General features: G+C 35.0%; 1 rRNA gene. It reads right to left on the bottom strand.

Annotation, left to right across the window (positions count from 1 at the left end):
• Positions 1 to 76, bottom strand: a 16S ribosomal RNA gene (locus H5300_RS27265); the annotation flags it as partial.
• Between the last annotated feature and the right edge of the window lie 235 nt (positions 77 to 311).

The following is a 311-nucleotide window of genomic DNA, read 5'->3' as shown; positions in this document are numbered from 1 at the left end:
GTCGTTTCCGCTCGACTTGCATGTGTTAGGCCTGCCGCCAGCGTTCAATCTGAGCCATGATCAAACTCTTCAATTTAAGATTTTGTGACTCAACGAATACTGACTTCAAAACTAATATTCATTCGCTCTTTCGAAAAAGATTGATGAACATGTAATTCTAAAGCTATTACCATTCCAACAGAATGATAATGAATTGACTGTGCCAAAATTAAGTAAACTTAACTTTGTATTGGTCACTCAGTTCATTGAAATCAAGTTTGTTACCGAAGTAACTGTTACTACCTAAGTAATAACGTTTTGATATTCATCAA

The organism is Vibrio sp. SG41-7, from assembly GCF_014164465.1.
Classification (GTDB): Bacteria; Pseudomonadota; Gammaproteobacteria; order Enterobacterales; family Vibrionaceae; genus Vibrio; species Vibrio splendidus.
The sequence above is the reverse complement of the archived record's forward strand: the minus strand, read 5'-3'. Positions and strand labels throughout refer to the sequence as shown.